Below are 16,490 nucleotides of genomic sequence, written 5' to 3'. Positions count from 1 at the left end.
CACCCCCTGACCCTTATTCACCTTTTCACCGTTTCGTCACCCGGGAGCTGCCCAGATATGGCGGAGAATCGGTTCCCCCCGCCGTACAGAGGCCCGCCCGCCCCGGTGCGGTACCGGGGCGGGCAGGTTCTCGTGGTCCGGTGGTCCGGGCCGGATGGTCAGTGCGCGGCGGACTCCCAGTCCGCGCCCGCGCCCACCGACACGTCCAGCGGGGCGCGCAGGGACACCGCCGAGGCCATCTCCCGGCGGACCAGGGCCTCGACCTTCTTGCGCTCCCCCGGCGCGATCTCCAGGACGATTTCGTCGTGGACCTGGAGCAGCAGACGGGAGGTGAGGCCCGCCTCGGTCAGGGCGCGGTCCACCTTGAGCATGGCGACCTTGACGATGTCCGCAGCCGTGCCCTGGATCGGGGCGTTGAGCGCCATCCGCTCGGCCATCTCGCGGCGCTGGCGGTTGTCGCTGTTGAGGTCCGGCAGATAGCGGCGGCGGCCGAGCATCGTCTCCGTGTAACCGGTCGCCCTGGCCTCCTCCACCACGCGCTGGAGGTAGTCCCGTACGCCGCCGAAGCGCTCGAAGAACGTGTCCATCAGGCCGCGCGCCTCGGCGGCCTCGATGTTCAGCTGCTGGGAGAGGCCGAACGCCGAGAGGCCGTAGGCCAGGCCGTACGACATCGCCTTGATCTTGCGGCGCATCTCCGGGTCGACCTGGGTCTTGTCGACGGCGAAGACCTGGGACGCCACCGTCGTGTGCAGGTCCTCGCCGGAGGCGAAGGCCTCGATGAGGCCCTCGTCCTCCGAGAGGTGGGCCATCACCCGGAGCTCGATCTGGCTGTAGTCGGCGGTGAGCAGCGACTCGAAGCCCTCGCCGACCACGAAGCCGCGGCGGATGGCGCGGCCCTCGTCCGTACGCACCGGGATGTTCTGGAGGTTGGGGTCGGTCGACGAGAGGCGGCCGGTCGCCGCGACCGTCTGGTTGAAGGTGGTGTGGATGCGGCCGTCCGCCGCGACGGTCTTGATCAGACCCTCGACGGTGACCCGCAGCTTCGCCTGCTCGCGGTGGCGCAGCATGATGACCGGCAGCTCGTGCTCGGTCTGGGCGGCCAGCCACGCCAGCGCGTCCGCGTCCGTCGTGTAGCCCGTCTTGGTCTTCTTGGTCTTGGGCAGGGCGAGCTCGCCGAAGAGGACCTCCTGGAGCTGCTTGGGCGAGCCGAGGTTGAACTCGCGGCCCACCGAGGCGTGCGCCTCCTTCACCGCCTGCTGCACCGCGCCCGCGAACTGCTGCTCCATCGCCTCCAGATGGGGGCGGTCGGCCGCGATGCCGTACCGCTCCATCTTGGCGAGGAGGGTCGAGGTGGGCAGCTCCACGTCGTGGAGCAGGTCGGCCGCGCCGACCTCCTTGAGGCGCTCGGTGAAGGCGTCGCCCAGGTCGAGGACCGCGCGGGCCTGGGTCATCAGGGCCTCGGCCTCGGCCTGGTCGTCGGCGCCGAAGGCGAGCTGGCCGTCGGCGGCCGCCGGGGCGAGCTCGCGGCCCAGGTACTCCACGGACAGCGCGTCCAGGGCGAAGGAGCGGCGGCCGGGCTTGACCAGGTACGCGGCGAGCGCCGTGTCCATGGTGACGCCGTCGACGCTCCAGCCGTGCTCGGGGAAGACCCGCATCGCGGCCTTCGCGTTGTGCAGGACCTTCGGCTTGGCGGCGTCCGCGATCCAGGCCGCGAAGGCGCGCTCGTCGGCCTCGTCGAGTTCGGACGGGTCGAACCAGGCCGCGGGGCCGTCGGCGGCGGCCAGCGCGATCTCGCTGACGCTGCCCGTGCCGAGCGCCCAGGCGTCGACGGTGGCCAGGCCCAGCGGCCCGGAGCCGTGCTCGGCGAGCCACGGGGCGAGCTCGCCCGCGCCCAGGACCGCACCGTCCAGCTCCACGCCGGCGGCGGGGGCCGCGGCCTCCTCCTCGCCCGCGCCCGGGTCGACCGCGAGCAGCCGCTCGCGCAGCGACGCGTTGCGGATCTCCAGCACGTCCAGGACGCCGATCAAGGCCGTCCGGTCGTACGGCGCGCGCTCCAGGTCGGCCGGGGTCTTGGCCAGCTCCACGTCGCGCACCATCTCGGTGAGGCGGCGGTTGAGGCTGACGGACTCCAGGTGGTCCCTGAAGTTCTGCCCGGCCTTGCCCTTGACCTCGTCGGCGCGCGCGACCAGCTGCTCGAAGGAGCCGAACTGGTTGATCCACTTCGCGGCGGTCTTCTCGCCGACGCCGGGAATGCCGGGCAGGTTGTCGGACGGGTCGCCGCGCAGCGCCGCGAAGTCCGGGTACTGCTGCGGGGTCAGCCCGTACTTCTCCTCGACCTTCTCCGGGGTGAAGCGGGTCAGCTCGGAGACGCCCTTGGTGGGGTAGAGCACCGTCACGTTCTCGGAGACGAGCTGGAAGGAGTCGCGGTCGCCGGTGACGATGAGGACCTCGAAGCCCTCGGCCTCGGCCTGGGTCGCCAGCGTCGCGATGATGTCGTCGGCCTCGAAGCCCTCGGTCGCGAAGCGCGGTGCGTTCATCGCGTCCAGGAGCTCGCCGATCAGCTCGACCTGGCCCTTGAACTCGTCGGGGGTCTTGGAGCGGTTCGCCTTGTACTCCGGGAACTCCTCGGAGCGCCAGGTCTTGCGCGACACGTCGAACGCCACCGCGAAGTGCGTGGGCGCCTCGTCACGCAGCGTGTTCGCCAGCATCGACGCGAAGCCGTACACGGCGTTGGTCGGCTGACCCGCACCGGTGGTGAAGTTCTCCGCGGGCAGAGCGAAGAACGCCCGGTACGCCAGGGAGTGCCCGTCCATGAGGAGCAGGCGCGGTCGGTTGTCTGGGGTCTTCTTCGATGCTGTCTCAGCCACGTCCCCGATCCTGCCACGCCCCACTGACAATCCCGGCCAGTGTGCGGCGGGGACCGCGCCGGGACGGCTGTCAGTGGTCCGTGACAGGATCGGAACCGTACGTATCGCACACGTCGCTCGAAGGGGAGCGCCATGGCCACCAAGCCGCCCGCAGGGGACCCGGTTCAGGACGCGCCGCAGGTCGCGCCGCCCAAGCACGCCGCCGCCGGGCTCCCCGCCATCGGGTACACGGCGCTGGTGGCCCAGCAGCAGATGGGCGTGGCACGGGCGACGCGGACGCTGCTGAAGGTCAACCAGAAGGACGGGTTCGACTGTCCGGGGTGCGCCTGGCCGGAGGGCGACAAGCGGCACGTCGCGGAGTTCTGCGAGAACGGGGCGAAGGCGGTCGCCGAGGAGGCGACGCTGCGCCGCGTCACCCCCGACTTCTTCGCCGCGCACCCCCTCTCCGACCTCGCGGGCCGCAGTGGGTACTGGCTGGGCCAGCAGGGCCGGATCACCCAGCCGATGTACCTGCCGGAGGGCGCCGAGCGGTACGAGGCGGTGACCTGGGAGCGGGCGTTCGAGATCATCGCGGCGGAACTGAAGGCGCTGGACTCGCCGGACGAGGCGCTCTTCTACACCTCGGGGCGCACCAGCAACGAGGCCGCGTTCCTGCTCCAGCTCTTCGCGCGCGAGTTCGGCACCAACAATCTGCCGGACTGCTCCAACATGTGCCACGAGTCGTCCGGCTCGGCGCTCACCGAGACCATCGGCATCGGCAAGGGCAGCGTCTCCCTGGAGGACCTGCACCAGGCCGACCTGATCATCGTCGCCGGGCAGAACCCGGGCACCAACCACCCCCGGATGCTCTCGGCCCTGGAGCAGGCCAAGACCGCGGGCGCGAAGATCATCTCGGTGAACCCGCTGCCCGAGGCGGGCATGGAGCGCTTCAAGAACCCGCAGACCGCCAAGGGCCTCGCGCTCGGCGGCCAGGCGCTCAACGACCTCTTCCTGCAGATCCGCATCGGCGGCGACCAGGCCCTGTTCCGCCTGCTCAACAAGCTGATCGTGGAGACCGAGGGGGCCGTGGACGAGCTGTTCGTCCGCGAACACACCCATGGGTACGAGGAGTTCGCCGCGGCGGCCCGGGCGGCCGACTGGGACGAGACGCTGGCCGCGACCGGGCTCACGCGCGCGGAGATCGAGCAGGCGCTGTCCATGGCGCTCGCCTCCAGGCGCACCATCGTCTGCTGGGCGATGGGCCTGACCCAGCACAAGCACGCGGTGGCGACGATCCGGGAAGTGGTCAACTTCCTTCTGCTGCGCGGCAACATCGGCCGCACCGGCGCGGGAGTCTGCCCGGTGCGCGGGCATTCGAACGTGCAGGGCGACCGCACCATGGGCATCTTCGAGCGGCCCGCGCCCGCGTTCCTCGACGCCCTGGAGAAGGAGTTCGGCTTCGCGCCGCCGCGCCACCACGGCTATGACGTGGTCCGCTCCATCGAGGCGCTGCGCGACGGCAAGGCGAAGGTGTTCTTCGCGATGGGCGGCAACTTCGTGGGGGCCACACCCGACACCGAGGTCACCGAGGCCGCGATGCGCCGCGCCTCGCTCACCGTCCATGTGTCGACCAAGCTCAACCGGTCGCATGCCGTCACCGGTCGCCGGGCGCTGATCCTGCCGACGCTCGGGCGCACCGACAAGGACGTGCAGAAGAGCACACTCGGTAAAAAGGACACAGTGCAGTTCGTGACCGTCGAGGACTCGATGGGTCTGGTGCACTCCTCGCGCGGCAACCTCAAGCCCGCGAGCCCGCATCTGCTCTCCGAGCCCGCCATCGTCGCCCGCCTCGCGCGCGCCACGCTCGGCGCCGGGTCGACGGTGGACTGGGAGGAGTTCGAGAAGGACTACGCGACGATCCGCGACCGCATCGCGCGCGTGGTCCCCGGCTTCGAGGACTTCAACGCGCGCGTGGCGAAGCCCGGCGGCTTCCGGCTGCCGCACGCGCCGCGCGACGAGCGCCGCTTCCCCACCGCGACCGGCAAGGCCAACTTCACGGCCGCGCCGGTGGAGTATCCGAGGGTGCCCGAGGGGCGGCTGCTGCTCCAGACCCTGCGCTCGCACGACCAGTACAACACCACGATCTACGGCCTGGACGACCGGTACCGGGGCATCAAGGGCGGCCGCCGGGTGGTTCTCGTGAACCCCGAGGACGCGCGCGAGCTGGGGCTGGCGGACGGTTCGTACACGGACCTGGTCAGCGAGTGGAAGGACGGCGTGGAGCGGCGGGCGCCGGGGTTCCGGGTCGTGTACTACCCGACGACGCGGGGGTGCGCGGCGGCGTACTACCCGGAGACCAACGTGCTGGTGCCGCTGGATTCCACGGCGGACACCAGCAACACCCCAGCCAGCAAGTCCGTGATCGTACGTCTGGAACAATCGGCGACCGTCTAAGCGTTCGCTCAGACACGTCGGCCGGCCAGGCCGGAGGAACCGGACCACGATCGGAGTCCCGCCCATGGGTGAGCAGAGCAAGGTGAAGTTCCCGCAGGAGGTCATCGACGAGTACGCGGCGCTGGGCATCGACCTGCCCGCGCTGTTCTCCGCGGGGCACCTCGGCACCCGGATGGGCGTGCAGATCCTGGAGGCCTCGGCGGAGCGGGTCATCGGGACGATGCCGGTCGAGGGGAACACGCAGCCGTACGGGCTGCTGCACGGCGGTGCTTCGGCGGTGCTCGCCGAGACGCTGGGGTCGGTGGGGTCGATGCTGCACGGGGGGATTTCGAAGATCGCGGTGGGGGTCGATCTGAACTGCACGCATCATCGGGGGGTGCGGAGTGGGCTGGTCACGGGGGTGGCCACGCCGGTGCATCGTGGTCGGTCGACGGCGACGTACGAGATCGTGATCACGGATGAGCAGGACAAGCGGGTTTGTACGGCTCGGCTTACGTGTTTGCTGCGGGATGCGGAGGCGCCCAAGGGGTGAGGCCCCTCCCCGCCCCTTCCCTAAACCCTCCGGGGGTGGGGGGAGGTGAGGTGGGTGGGTTTCCCTGGGGGCTCCGCCCCCCAGCCCCCCGAGCGGGGCCTGCGGCCCCTGCTCCCCGCCACCGGGCTCCGCCCCGGAACTCGGTGAGGGGTGGGTGGGGGCGGTCTCCCGAGCCCTTCGCCCCCGGACCCCCGTTGCGGAGGCTGCGCCCCCTGCGCCCCCTCGGGCTGCCCAAGCTGGCCGTCCCCCGCCACTTAAGGGGCGCGGGGAACTGCGCGACCAGCCCCCACCGGCCCGCAGACGAAGAACCAGGCCGCCCGCCAAAAGGCTTTCGGGAAGGGGCGGGGCGGCGAAAGCCCAACCCCCTTCCCCCGCACGCCAGTTGTGTCACCGATCGTGACCCCCTACCGTTCCCGTCATGGCCAGCCCATCGGGAACCGGACACCGCGCCGCGACGCGGTACCGCCCGCTCCGGATCGTTGTCTGCGTGCTGATCGTCGGCATGGCGGGCGCCGGGTGTGGCGGCGGCAAGCACACCGCATCCCACGCCACCCCCGTCCCCGCCCCCACGACCACCACTCCGGAGGAGGACTGTCGGCGGCTGGTCGACTACTGGGCCCGGGCGATGATCCAGGGCAATCGCTGGTCGGGCCTCGACTGGGAGCAGAAGGGGTTCTCGATCGACCAGCACGAAGTCCATGATCGGGTCGTCGCCGCCGCCCGGGCCGAGCAGCGGGCGAACGGAACCGCCGCCGCACTCAAGCTGATAGATCGTCAGTCCCGGCAGGAGTGCACCGCTCGGCACGGTGCGATGGGAGGTGGTCGGCACTAGGTCCGCGCCGGGTCCGTACCAACCTTCCGGCCACTCCCGATCGTAACGCTCCGTAACTCGGGCGAAATGGATAAACGGGATCCGCACCTCCGGTCCGCATTCACAAGATCATCACCGAAATCCGCTCCACGGACATCACCGCAGGTGGGGCCACTACCCCCGGCAGACCCCTCTGTCAGTAGCAAGATCAGCTCAAGCCCCTTAGCGGAACTGGGAATTCTCAGCATGTGGGCGCTCTTCGGGCTCACCAATGCCCCCATCTGTCCACAGAGCTCCCGTCGGCGTGTCCGCTCGTCATAACAAGAAAGTCACATCCTGACCTTCCCTGGTCCCCGACTCAGCAACCTGCGCCTAGAGTCACGGCCAGTCACCGCGCCGCCGGGCGCGTCTGCTGCACGGCACCTGTACCACCCCAGTACGGCCCGGCGAGTCACACGGCGCCTCAGCGGAGGCGTCGCGCCAGGGAGAGGACATATCGTGCGACACCGTTCCTTGCTCATTCTCACCACCGTGCTCACCACGGGGGCGCTCACCCTCACCGCGTGCGGTTCGCGCAACGACGACGGCGACAAAGACGGCGGCAAGAAGACGACCGTGGTCATCGGTGTGGACGCGCCCCTGACCGGCCAGAACTCCGCCACCGGCCTCGGCATCCAGTACGGCGTGCAGATCGCCGTCGACGACGCCAACGCCAAGAACCTGGTCCCGGGCGTCAAGTTCGAGGTCAAGGCGCTCGACGACAAGGCCCTGCCGCCGACCGGCCAGCAGAACGCCACCGCGCTCGTCGCCAACAAGGACGTCCTCGGCGTGGTCGGCCCGCTGAACTCCGGCGTCGCCCAGACGATGCAGCAGGTCTTCGCGACCGCCAACCTCGTCGAGATCTCCCCCTCGAACACCAACCCGACCCTGACCCAGGGCAAGGACTGGGCGGCCGGGAACAAGACCCGCCCGTTCAAGACCTACTTCCGCACCGCCACCACCGACGCCATCCAGGGCGGCTTCGCCGCGGACTACGCCTTCAACACCCTGAAGAAGAAGAACGTCTTCGTCGTCGACGACAAGCAGACCTACGGCGCCGGTCTCGCCGCGCTCTTCAAGCAGGGCTTCACCAAGGCGGGCGGCAAGGTCGCGGGCGAGGACCACGTCAACACCGGTGACAAGGACTTCGCCGCCCTCGTCACCAAGATCAAGACCTCGGGTGCGGACCTCGTCTACTACGGCGGTCAGTACGACGAGGCGCAGATCGTCACCAAGCAGCTCAAGGACTCCGGCGCCAAGATCCCGCTCTTCGGCGGCGACGGCATCTACAGCGACACCTTCATCACCACCGCCGGCAAGGCGGGCGAGGGCGACCTCGCCACCTCGGTCGGTCAGCCGGTCGACACCCTGGAAAAGGCCAAGGACTTCATCCAGAAGTACAAGGACAAGAAGTACCCGGGTGACTACGGCACCTACGGCGGTTACTCGTACGACGCCGCCACCGCCATCATCAAGGCCGTCGGCAACGTGGTGAAGGACGGCAAGGTCCCGGCCGACGCCCGCCAGCAGATCGTCGCCGAGGTCCAGAAGACGAACTTCGTGGGCATCGCCGGCCCGGTCTCGTTCGACGAGTTCGGTGACACCACCAACAAGCAGCTGACCGTCTACCAGGTCACCAACGGGAAGTGGAAGGCCGTCAAGAGCGGCACGTACAACGCCGGCTGATCCAGCCCCCGTACCGCCCGTTCCACCGCACCACCGCACGACAACAGGGCCGCGCGGCCACGACAACCGTCCACCGCGCGGCCCGACGTCTACTCCCCTCGCACTCACTCCCCATCCCATGGAGGCCTTGCGGTGCACACTCTGCCGCAGAACCTGGCCAACGGGCTGCTCCTAGGCTCGATGTACGGGCTGATCGCCATCGGCTACACGATGGTGTACGGCATCGTCCAGCTCATCAACTTCGCCCACGGCGAGATCTTCATGACCGGCGCCTTCGGCGGACTCACGGTCTACCTCTACGTGCTGCCCGCCGGCATATCCATGTGGATAGCCCTCCCCCTGATGCTGATCGGCGGCGCACTCGTCTCCGTGCTCATCGCACTGGGAGCGGAACGCTTCGCCTACCGACCACTGCGCGGCGCGCCACGCCTGGCGCCGCTGATCACCGCGATCGGCCTCTCGCTCGCGCTCCAGCAGGCGGTCTTCAACTGGTACCCGAAGGCCAAGAACGACAGGAACTTCCCGCAGATCCCGGGCGGGCCGTTCCACATCGGCTCCGTCTCCTTCGGCACCGGCGACATCTTCCTGATCACCGCCGCCCCGCTCTGCATGGCCGCGCTCGCCCTCTTCGTCCGCTCCTCACGCACCGGCCGCGCCATGCAGGCCACCGCGCAGGACCCGGACACCGCCCAGCTGATGGGCATCGACACCAACCGCATCATCATGATCGCCTTCGCCATCGGCGGCATCTTCGCCGCCGTCGCGGGCATCGCCTGGGGCCTCAAGTACGGCTCCATCAAGTACGAGATGGGCTTCCAGGCCGGTCTCAAGGCGTTCACCGCCGCCGTCCTCGGCGGCATCGGCAACATCTACGGCGCCATGATCGGCGGCGTGGTCCTCGGCCTCGCCGAGACCATGGCCAGCGCGTACATCGCCGAAGTCCCCGGGATGCAGCAGCTCGGCGGCTCCGGCTGGGCCAACGTCTGGGCCTTCGTCCTCCTCATCCTCGTCCTGCTCTTCAGGCCACAAGGCCTGGTGGGCGAACGCGTCGCGGACAGGGCGTGATCGACATGACCACCAGCACCACCAAGACCGCCGCCCCCGCGGCCGAGCCGCGCGGCATCGTCCCGCTGCCCGCGCCCGTCGCCCGGCTGCTCATCGCGGTCGGCGCCGTCGCCACCATCGCCTCCACCTTCCTCGCCTGGACCTGGACCTCCGAGTTCCCCGGCGACCTCACCGTCACCGGCTACCCGGCCGGGCTCCAGACCCTCACCCTGATCGCCGGAGCGCTCACCCTGCTCTACGCCCTCGCGGGCTACGGGGTCCGCGGCCTGGGCTGGCTCAACCCGGGCGGCAGCAACAACCCGGTGCTCCTCGCCGCGGTCTCCGCGTTCGCGGTCGTCTGGTTCACCGCGATCGCCATCGCGTACGACCTGGGCGGCCTCGCCAACCTGGAGCCGGGCGCGTTCGTCGCGGCCGTCTCCTCCCTGCTGCCGGTCGTCGGCGCGCTCGCGCTGCCCCACCCGGGCCGCTCGCTGCGCGACCACATCGCCAAGCCCGACGGCATCCCGGCGGCCGCGCCGCTGCCCAGCTGGGTCCAGCGTCTGATCATCTCGCTGGCCACCGCGCTCGGCCTGGTCGTCTTCACGTACGGCATCGGCGTCGACAACGAGGAGAGCGAGACCTTCATCGGTCTGCTGCTCCTGGTCCTGTTCGGCTCGATGGCGCTGTTCGCGGCCGGACTGTTCGAGCGGTTCACCGAACTCAACGTCCGGCACAAGGGGTTCGCGACCACCGCGGTCTTCCTCGCGGCCGTGATCTTCCCCTTCACCCAGAGCGAGGACCACAACGCCAACCTCGGCGCCAACATCCTCATCTTCGGCACCGTGGCCCTCGGCCTCAACATCGTCGTCGGCCTCACCGGTCTGCTCGACCTCGGTTACGTGGCCTTCCTCGGCGTCGGCGCCTACGCGGCCGCGCTGGTCTCGGGCTCCGAGTTCTCCCGCTTCTCCGGTGTGCAGGTCCCGTTCTGGGCCGCCGCGCTGATCGGCATGGGCGCCTCACTGGTCTTCGGCGTGATCATCGGCGCACCGACACTGCGGCTGCGCGGCGACTATCTGGCCATCGTCACCCTCGGCTTCGGAGAGATCTTCCGGATCACCGTCAACAACCTCGACGGCGCCTCCGGCCCCAACCTCACCAACGGCCCCAACGGCATCTCCCAGATCCCCGACCTGGAGATCTTCGGCTTCAACCTCGGTGCCGCGCACGACATCGCCGGCCGCACCATCGGCCGCTTCGGCAACTACCTGTTCCTGATGCTGCTGATCACGGCGCTCATCGTGCTCGTCTTCAACCGCGCCGCGAACTCCCGCATCGGCCGCTCCTGGATCGCCATCCGCGAGGACGAGACCGCCGCCACCGCCATGGGCATCAACGGCTTTAGGGTCAAGCTCATCGCCTTCGCCCTGGGCGCCTCCCTCGCCGGTCTCGCGGGCACGGTCTTCGCCCACGTCAACTACAGCGTGGTGCCGAGCCCCTTCCAGTTCGCCGGCGCCGCACCGCCCAACTCGGCCTTCCTGCTCGCGGCCGTCGTCCTCGGCGGCATGGGCACGGTGAGCGGTCCGCTCCTGGGCGCCTCGCTGCTCTACCTCATCCCCGAGAAGCTGAGCTTCCTCAAGGAGTACGAGCTCTTCGGCTTCGGCGTCGCCCTCATCCTGCTGATGCGGTTCCGCCCCGAGGGCATCGTCGCCAACCGGCGCCGCCAGCTCGAATTCCACGAGACCGGCCAACTGGACGTGCCCGACAAGGGGCTTCCGGACACCACCGTCGGCGTCACCAAGGCGGAGGCGTAACCATCATGACCACCACCATCGCCCCCAGCCCGGTGCTCGAAGCGTCCGGCGTCACCATGCGGTTCGGCGGTCTGACCGCCGTACGCAACGTCGACCTCACCGTCAACAGCGGCGAGATCGTCGGTCTCATCGGCCCCAACGGCGCCGGCAAGACCACCTTCTTCAACTGCCTCACGGGGCTCTACGTCCCCACCGAGGGCAAGGTCGCGTACAAGGGGACCGTGCTCCCGCCCAAGCCGCACCTGGTCACCCAGGCCGGCATCGCGCGCACCTTCCAGAACATCCGGCTCTTCGCCAACATGACCGTTCTGGAGAACGTGCTCGTCGGGCGGCACACCCGCACCAAGGAGGGCCTCTGGTCCGCCCTGCTGCGCGGCCCCGGCTTCAAGAAGGCCGAGGCCAAGTCCCGCGAACGGGCCATGGAACTCCTGGAGTTCATCGGCCTGCAGCACAAGGCGGACCACCTCGCCCGCAATCTGCCCTACGGCGAGCAGCGCAAGCTGGAGATCGCCCGGGCGCTGGCGAGCGAGCCGGGGCTGCTGCTCCTGGACGAGCCGACCGCCGGTATGAACCCGCAGGAGACCCGGGCCACCGAGGAACTGGTCTTCGCCATCCGGGACATGGGCATCGCCGTCCTCGTCATCGAGCACGACATGCGCTTCATCTTCAACCTGTGCGACCGGGTGACGGTGCTGCTCCAGGGCGAGAAGCTCGTCGAGGGCACGTCGGACGTGGTGCAGGGCGACGAGCGCGTGGTCGCGGCGTACCTCGGCACGCCGTTCGAGGGGGCGCCAGGGGGCGAGGAGGTCGCGGAGGTGGAGGCGGCGGCCGCGGCCGCGGCGGACGCGGCGGCCGACGAGGCGGCGGAGGTCGAGGCCGACGCCACTCCGGCGCCCCGGTCCGAGGCTTCTGCCGGGACCGACACCGCCTCCCCCTCCCCCGAGGCCGACGCTCCAGGAAAGACCCGTACCGAAGGAGACTCCCAGTGACCGCTCTTCTGGAAGTCGAAGACCTCCGCGTCGCCTACGGCAAGATCGAGGCCGTCAAGGGGATCTCCTTCAGCGTCGAAGCGGGCCAGGTCGTCACGCTCATCGGCACCAACGGCGCCGGCAAGACCACGACCCTGCGGACCCTGTCGGGACTCCTCAAGCCCTCCGGCGGCCGGATCACCTTTGACGGGAAGCCCCTGTCGAACATCCCCGCGCACAAGATCGTCTCGCTGGGGCTTGCCCACTCCCCCGAGGGCCGGCATATCTTCCCGCGCCTGACCATCGCCGAGAACCTCCAGCTCGGAGCGTTTCTGCGGAGCGACAAGGCGGGCATCGAGAAGGACGTCCAGCGCGCCTACGAGCTGTTCCCCATCCTGGGCGAACGGCGCAAGCAGGCGGCCGGCACGCTGTCGGGCGGTGAGCAGCAGATGCTCGCGATGGGCCGGGCGCTGATGTCCCAGCCCAAGCTGCTGATGCTGGACGAGCCGTCGATGGGGCTCTCCCCGATCATGATGCAGAAGATCATGGAGACCATCGTCGAGCTCAAGGCCCAGGGCACCACGATCCTGCTCGTCGAGCAGAACGCCCAGGCCGCGCTGTCCCTGGCGGACCACGCCCATGTGATGGAGGTCGGCGAGATCAAGCTCTCCGGCTCCGGCCAGGACCTCCTCCACGACGAGAACGTCCGCAAGACGTACCTCGGCGAGGACTAGCGCCGATCGGCTGTACGGGTACGGCCCGCACCACTTGTCAGTGGTGCGGGCCGTACTGCCTAGGGGCGCGGGGAACTGCGCGACCAGCCACAGACCACCCGCAGCCGAAGACCGGGCCTAACCCTTCGCCGCCTTCTTCTCCTCCGCGTCCTCGATGACCGCCTCCGCGACCTGCTGCATCGACAGGCGCCGGTCCATCGACGTCTTCTGGATCCAGCGGAACGCGGCGGGCTCGGTCAGCCCGTACTGCGTCTGCAGGATCGACTTGGCGCGGTCGACCAGCTTGCGCGTCTCCAGCCGCTGGGAGAGGTCCGCGACCTCCTTCTCCAGCGCCTTCAGCTCGGTGAAGCGCGACACCGCCATCTCGATCGCGGGCACGACGTCGCTCTTGGAGAACGGCTTCACCAGGTACGCCATCGCCCCGGCGTCCCGGGCCCGCTCCACCAGGTCGCGCTGCGAGAACGCGGTGAGCATCAGGACGGGCGCGATGGAGTCCTTGGCGATCTGCTCGGCGGCCGAGATGCCGTCCAGGACCGGCATCTTCACATCGAGGATGACCAGGTCGGGGCGGTGCTCCCGGGCGAGCTCGACGGCCTTCTGGCCGTCCCCGGCCTCGCCGACGACCGCGTAGCCCTCTTCTTCGAGCATCTCTTTGAGGTCGAGGCGGATGAGGGCCTCGTCCTCGGCGATGACGACGCGGGTCGTCAGCGGCGGGACGTGCGACTGGTCGTCGTCGGCGACGGGCTGGGGCGACTCGGGGGCGGTCACGGGGGCTCCTCGGTGCGGGGCAAGTACTGCTCTCCATGAGCCTACCTAGCTGCGGTATGGTGGACGCGCGCAGGGTCAAGGAAAACCTTTGATTCCTCGGGCCCCGGTAGCCCAATTGGCAGCAGGCAGTGGATTCAAAACCCACACAGTGTCGGTTCGAGTCCGACCCGGGGCACTTTTCCTTCGATTCCAAGGTCGCCCGGTGCCGATTGATCGTCACCCACACGCATGAACCCCGCCTATTCGCACCGTGCAACTGAGGCAAATCGGCCACGGTCGACAGCATGTACGACATTGGAACCCGCGAGCGGGCGATAACCCTTCTGCGAGACGGCGCGAGAAATTACGGACGTGGCCCGGAGGCTCAACGTCCCGCTCGGCACGATCGGCTACTGGAAGCACGAAGACCGCGCGAAGCGCGGGGAGTGCCCAGGCAGGCGTTCTCCCCTGTGTCCTCGCTGCGATGGACGCGAACTCGACGAAGCCGCGTACGCGTACCTGCTCGCTCTTTACCTCGGCGACGGCCACATCGTTCAGAACCGCACGATGCGGGTCCCGAGTCTGTCCGTCTCATGCACCGACACCTGGCCAGGGCTCATCGATGCGTGTGCCGAGGCCATGCAGTCCGTCCTGCCCAGCAATCGCGCGACAAAGGTGCAGCGGCAGGGGTGCGCGGAAGTCAAAATCACCTCCATGCGCCTTCGGTGTCTCTTCCCTCAGCATGGCCCCGGCAAGAAGCACGAGCGCCCCATCGTCCTCGAATCCTGGCAGCAGAAGATCGTCGGTACCCACCCCTGGCAGTTCATCCGCGGGCTCATCCACTCCGACGGTTGCCGGATCACCAACTGGACCACGCGCGTCATCGGGGGCGCGCGAAAGCGGTACGAGTACCCCCGCTACTTCTTCACCAACTCATCCGCCGACATCATCGGGTTCTTCACGGACGCCCTCGACCGCGTCGGCGTCGAATGGAAGGCTGCCAACCAGTCGCGCACTGCGCAGAACATTTCCGTCGCCCGCAAACTCTCCGTCGCCCTCATGGACGCCCACGTAGGCCCCAAGTACTGAAATGGCGGCGGAGCGAGGCCGGGCCGTCGGGTCATCCCTTCGGCCCGGACCCGTCGCCGGTACGGCGGCGCGCTCAGCTCTTGGGGCTGTCGTCCTCGCCGATGTGGTGGACGCGGACGAGGTTGGTCGAGCCGGGGACCCCGGGCGGGGAGCCCGCCGTGATGACCACGATGTCGCCCCGCCGGCAGCGGCCGATCTTCAAGAGTTGTTCGTCGACCTGGGCGACCATCGCGTCCGTCGACTCCACGTGCGGCCCGAGGAAGGTCTCCACGCCCCAGGTGAGGTTGAGCTGGGAGCGGGTGGCCGGGTCGGGTGTGAAGGCGAGCAGCGGGATCGGCGAGCGGTACCGGGACAGGCGCTTGACCGTGTCGCCGGACTGGGTGAAGGCGACCAGGTACTTGGCGTTCAGGAAGTCGCCCATCTCGGCCGCCGCGCGGGCCACCGCGCCGCCCTGGGTACGGGGCTTGCTGCGCTCGGTGAGCGGCGGCAGGCCCTTGGCCAGCACGTCCTCCTCGGCCGCCTCGACGATGCGGCTCATCGTACGGACGGTCTCGACGGGGTACTTGCCCACGCTCGTCTCGCCGGAGAGCATCACCGCGTCCGTGCCGTCGATGACGGCGTTGGCCACGTCGCTCGCCTCGGCCCTGGTGGGGCGGGAGTTGTCGATCATCGAGTCGAGCATCTGGGTGGCCACGATGACCGGCTTGGCGTTCCGCTTGGCGAGCTTGATCGCTCGCTTCTGCACGATCGGGACCAGTTCGAGGGGCATTTCGACGCCCAGGTCGCCGCGCGCCACCATGATTCCGTCGAAGGCCGCGACGATGTCGTCGATGCTGTCGACGGCCTGCGGTTTCTCGATCTTGGCGATCACCGGGACGCGGCGGCCCTCCTCGTCCATGACGCGGTGGACGTCCTCGATGTCGCGGCCGCTGCGGACGAAGGAGAGCGCGACGATGTCGGCGCCGGTGCGCAGGGCCCAGCGCAGGTCCTCGACGTCCTTCTCGGAGAGCGCGGGCACGGAGACGGCGACGCCGGGGAGGTTGAGCCCCTTGTGGTCGGAGACCATGCCGCCCTCGACGACGCGGGTGCGCACGCGCGGGCCGTCGACGCCGACGACCTCCAGGGCCACCTTGCCGTCGTCGACGAGGATGCGTTCGCCGGTGGTGACGTCGCCGGCGAGGCCCGAGTAGGTGGTGCCGCAGGTGTGGCGGTCGCCCTCGATGTTCTCGACGGTGATGGTGAACTCGTCGCCGCGTTCAAGCAGTACGGGACCTTCGCGAAAACGCCCCAGGCGGATCTTCGGGCCTTGAAGGTCGGCGAGCACTCCGACACTGCGGCCCGTTTCGTCGGACGCCTTGCGCACGCGCTGATAGCGCTCCTCGTGGTCGGCGTACGTGCCGTGGCTGAGGTTGAAGCGGGCGACGTCCATTCCGGCCTCGACCAGTGCTTTGATCTGGTCGTACGTGTCGGTGGCGGGCCCCAGAGTACAGACGATCTTTGCTCGACGCATGGTTCGAGCCTAGGCCTTACCGGCCGGTAGAGAATTGGTCCCGCGTGACTACTCAACAACCTTTGCATGAAGGGTTATTGACAACTGTTGAATTGGGCGCGGGGGTGCTCCGATGAGCGCGGAGCGCCGGGCCGCGCTCCCGCGCAAACCCTTGACATGTTCAGATCCCAGCGCTGAGATATGTTCGTTTTCGTTCGACCTCGTTGAATTGCGGGCTAC

Annotated in this window: 12 protein-coding genes and 1 tRNA gene; 10 read left to right on the top strand and 3 right to left on the bottom strand. The window is 69.1% G+C overall.

The features are described 5' to 3' along the window. Positions 1-158: 158 nt before the first annotated feature. Positions 159-2,867, bottom strand: a complete 2,709-nt coding sequence (gene polA / locus QIY60_RS21725; protein WP_283143935.1) for a DNA polymerase I — start codon at positions 2,865-2,867, stop codon at positions 159-161. A gap of 132 nt (positions 2,868-2,999) precedes the next feature. Between polA and QIY60_RS21720 the strand changes: the two genes are divergently transcribed. The 8 genes from QIY60_RS21720 to QIY60_RS21685 all read left to right on the top strand — a co-directional run bounded on the left by QIY60_RS21720 (position 3,000) and on the right by QIY60_RS21685 (position 12,925). Next, positions 3,000-5,300: an FdhF/YdeP family oxidoreductase gene (locus QIY60_RS21720; protein WP_283143934.1), complete on the top strand. Its 2,301-nt coding sequence runs from the start codon at positions 3,000-3,002 to the stop codon at positions 5,298-5,300. Positions 5,301-5,364: 64 nt separating this feature from the next. Further along, positions 5,365-5,832, top strand: coding sequence for a hotdog fold thioesterase (locus QIY60_RS21715; RefSeq protein WP_283143933.1), 468 nt, complete (start codon positions 5,365-5,367; stop codon positions 5,830-5,832). 418 nt (positions 5,833-6,250) lie between these two features. Continuing rightward, a complete protein-coding gene (locus QIY60_RS21710) occupies positions 6,251-6,664 on the top strand; it encodes a hypothetical protein (RefSeq protein WP_283143932.1) in 414 nt (137 codons plus the stop codon). A gap of 477 nt (positions 6,665-7,141) precedes the next feature. Next, entirely contained in the window at positions 7,142-8,368 is a 1,227-nt protein-coding gene (locus tag QIY60_RS21705) for a branched-chain amino acid ABC transporter substrate-binding protein (protein WP_283143931.1), read from the top strand. A 132-nt stretch (positions 8,369-8,500) separates the two neighbouring features. After that, a complete protein-coding gene (locus QIY60_RS21700; RefSeq protein ID WP_283143930.1) occupies positions 8,501-9,433 on the top strand; it encodes a branched-chain amino acid ABC transporter permease in 933 nt (310 codons plus the stop codon). 5 nt (positions 9,434-9,438) lie between these two features. Beyond that, a complete protein-coding gene (locus QIY60_RS21695) occupies positions 9,439-11,223 on the top strand; it encodes a branched-chain amino acid ABC transporter permease (RefSeq protein ID WP_283143929.1) in 1,785 nt (594 codons plus the stop codon). A gap of 5 nt (positions 11,224-11,228) precedes the next feature. After that, positions 11,229-12,212, top strand: a complete 984-nt coding sequence (locus tag QIY60_RS21690) for an ABC transporter ATP-binding protein (RefSeq protein ID WP_283143928.1) — start codon at positions 11,229-11,231, stop codon at positions 12,210-12,212. Next, positions 12,209-12,925, top strand: a complete 717-nt coding sequence (locus QIY60_RS21685; protein WP_283143927.1) for an ABC transporter ATP-binding protein — start codon at positions 12,209-12,211, stop codon at positions 12,923-12,925. The genes QIY60_RS21690 and QIY60_RS21685 overlap by 4 nt, the downstream gene beginning before the upstream one ends. 117 nt (positions 12,926-13,042) lie before the next feature. Here QIY60_RS21685 and QIY60_RS21680 read toward each other — a convergent pair whose 3' ends face one another. Then, on the bottom strand, positions 13,043-13,693 hold the full coding sequence (locus QIY60_RS21680) for a response regulator (protein WP_283143926.1): 651 nt from the start codon (positions 13,691-13,693) through the stop codon (positions 13,043-13,045). A gap of 100 nt (positions 13,694-13,793) precedes the next feature. Here QIY60_RS21680 and QIY60_RS21675 point away from each other — a divergent pair. Both QIY60_RS21675 and QIY60_RS21670 read left to right on the top strand, forming a co-directional pair. Further along, positions 13,794-13,868: transfer RNA gene (locus tag QIY60_RS21675), tRNA-Leu, on the top strand. A 176-nt stretch (positions 13,869-14,044) separates the two neighbouring features. Next, positions 14,045-14,761 (top strand): helix-turn-helix domain-containing protein, encoded by a 717-nt coding sequence (locus tag QIY60_RS21670; protein WP_349253939.1) that lies wholly within the window; start codon positions 14,045-14,047, stop codon positions 14,759-14,761. A gap of 73 nt (positions 14,762-14,834) precedes the next feature. Here QIY60_RS21670 and pyk read toward each other — a convergent pair whose 3' ends face one another. Beyond that, a complete protein-coding gene (gene pyk / locus QIY60_RS21665) occupies positions 14,835-16,271 on the bottom strand; it encodes a pyruvate kinase (protein WP_283143925.1) in 1,437 nt (478 codons plus the stop codon). Between the last annotated feature and the right edge of the window lie 219 nt (positions 16,272-16,490).

The organism is Streptomyces sp. BPTC-684, from assembly GCF_030028635.1.
GTDB lineage: Bacteria > Actinomycetota > Actinomycetes > Streptomycetales > Streptomycetaceae > Streptomyces > Streptomyces noboritoensis.
This window is presented reverse-complemented; position numbering and strand designations above follow the sequence as displayed.

What these genes read in the sequence shown, in the direction of transcription:
- QIY60_RS21720 (WP_283143934.1), top strand. Translation starts at nt 3,000, where the DNA reads ATGGCCACCAAGCCGCCCGCAGGGGACCCGGTTCAGGACGCGCCGCAG.
- QIY60_RS21715 (WP_283143933.1), top strand. Translation starts at nt 5,365, where the DNA reads ATGGGTGAGCAGAGCAAGGTGAAGTTCCCGCAGGAGGTCATCGACGAG.
- QIY60_RS21710 (WP_283143932.1), top strand. Translation starts at nt 6,251, where the DNA reads ATGGCCAGCCCATCGGGAACCGGACACCGCGCCGCGACGCGGTACCGC.
- QIY60_RS21695 (WP_283143929.1), top strand. Translation starts at nt 9,439, where the DNA reads ATGACCACCAGCACCACCAAGACCGCCGCCCCCGCGGCCGAGCCGCGC.
- QIY60_RS21690 (WP_283143928.1), top strand. Translation starts at nt 11,229, where the DNA reads ATGACCACCACCATCGCCCCCAGCCCGGTGCTCGAAGCGTCCGGCGTC.
- pyk (WP_283143925.1), bottom strand. Translation starts at nt 16,271, where the DNA reads ATGCGTCGAGCAAAGATCGTCTGTACTCTGGGGCCCGCCACCGACACG.